Source organism: Janthinobacterium sp. BHSEK, from assembly GCF_056174685.1.
The window spans coordinates 1-1,728 of record NZ_JBWBYV010000184.1; the positions used below are offsets into that span (position 1 = coordinate 1).

At 64.9% G+C, this 1,728-nt stretch carries 2 protein-coding genes; one reads left to right on the forward strand and one right to left on the reverse strand.

Annotation, left to right across the window (positions count from 1 at the left end):
* Window positions 1-570: CapA family protein (locus AC0V2Y_RS28180; RefSeq protein ID WP_475418222.1), on the forward strand; the 570-nt coding region annotated here is incomplete at its 5' end.
* A gap of 14 nt (window positions 571-584) precedes the next feature.
* Here AC0V2Y_RS28180 and AC0V2Y_RS28185 read toward each other — a convergent pair.
* Window positions 585-1,728: glycosyltransferase (locus AC0V2Y_RS28185; protein ID WP_475418452.1), on the reverse strand; the 1,144-nt coding region annotated here is incomplete at its 5' end.

Consider the following 1,728-nt stretch of genomic DNA (forward strand, 5'->3'; position numbering starts at 1 on the left):
CACTGGGGCTACGAGCTGGCCACGTTCCCGCAGCCGGCCGACCGGGAATGGGCACGCCAGGCGATCGATGCGGGCGTGAACCATGTCATCGGCCACCATCCTCACGTGGCGCAGGGTTACGAAGTTTACAAGCATGGCAGCATCGCCTACTCGCTCGGTAATTTGCTGTTGCCACAAGTCGACTTCCGCGGCCGCAAGCTGCACTACAAGACGCCTGCCGTATGCGAACAACTGATGCTGGAACTGACGCCAGCCGGCTTGCGCTCGCACTGGCTGCGTTACGCGCCGCAGGAACAGCGCCTGTCCTATCTGGGTGCCGCGATGGCGGCAGAGGATGAAAAACTCCAACAACGCACACCATTTGCGGGCATGGACGATGCGCAGTACCGGCGCTGGTTCGCGGCCAAGGGCCGCTTTGGCAGCGAAGGCAAGCGCGCCGGCACCGTCTTCTGGAGTTACCGCGGCTGGGGCCGTATCGACTCGGCCATCAAACAGGCGCTGCTCGATGCCAAGGTCAGGGTGCGCAAACTGGCGATCAGGAGCGGCCTGCACACACCGTACAACTGGTGATGCCGGTCCGCTAGCTAGCGGACCCGGGACGCGAGCGGCAGCAAGGCCTGATAGCGGCACGCCAGCATCGCGGCAAGTTCGCGGTAACTGCGGTGCGCCTCGATGTAAGCCGGGCCGCCGGCTGCGCGCTGGCGGGCCGCGACGGGGTCGGCCAGGATTTCGTTCAATGCCTGCGCCATGGCAAGCGGATCGCTGGTGGTCAGCCAGCCGGCCCCGCTCGCTTCCAGCACGTGCGCCTGGTCGGGAATGTCGTTGCCCACCGCAGGCATGCCCAGTGCCAGATATTCAAGCAGCTTGGTCGGTGAACTGACATCGTACAGGGGCCCGCGCGGAACATAAGAGACCGCCGCATCAGCGGCGACCAGCAACTGCCACGCCTGCGCCGAAGGCAGCCAACCCGTGATGCGGACCGCCTGCTCCAAGCCCGCCTGGCGCACATACGCGAGTAGCTGGACTTCATCGTGTGGCGTGGGCGAGTTGCCAATCAACAATAAACAGGTGGACGGCGAGGTCATGCGCACGATCGCCAGCGCGTCAATCACCCGCTCCAGCTGGCGCGCCTTGTCCAGGGTGCCCAGATAAGCGATCAACGGTACCGCCTCCCAGCCTTCCGGCCGGCGCGGCTGAGGCTGCGACCTGCCCAGCAGCGCCATGTCGACCCCCATCGGCACGGCCGTCATGCGCTGCGCCGCGATGCCTTTCGCCTGCAGCAAGGCCAGCATGGCGTCGCTTTGCACGAAAACATGTTGCGCGCGTGGCAAAACCACCTTGTAGAGAAGAGCCTGCTCCAGCTGGCCCTTCCACAATACCAGCCGGCTGCGCAGGCCGGCGCCTTGCCGCAATTGCTCCTGCGCCCGCTCGATGCGTCCTTCGCTCATCAGGTACGAGACCCAGTAATAAAACGGAATGCCCTTGCAACGTGCGATCAGCATGGCCAGCAGACCCAGCGGCACCATGTCGCGTACCTGGATGGCATCGCACCTGCCGCGCCGTACTTGCAGCAATGCACGCAAACTCAGAAAAAAATAGGCCAGTTCGCGGCGGGCGCGGCTGCGGTGGTAGGCCGGCCGGCGCACAGATCGAAAGCCCTGCAGCTCGGGCGACGCGGCAGAAGCCTTGCCGACGACATCGCACAGCACCTGATGCTGCGGCAAGTAC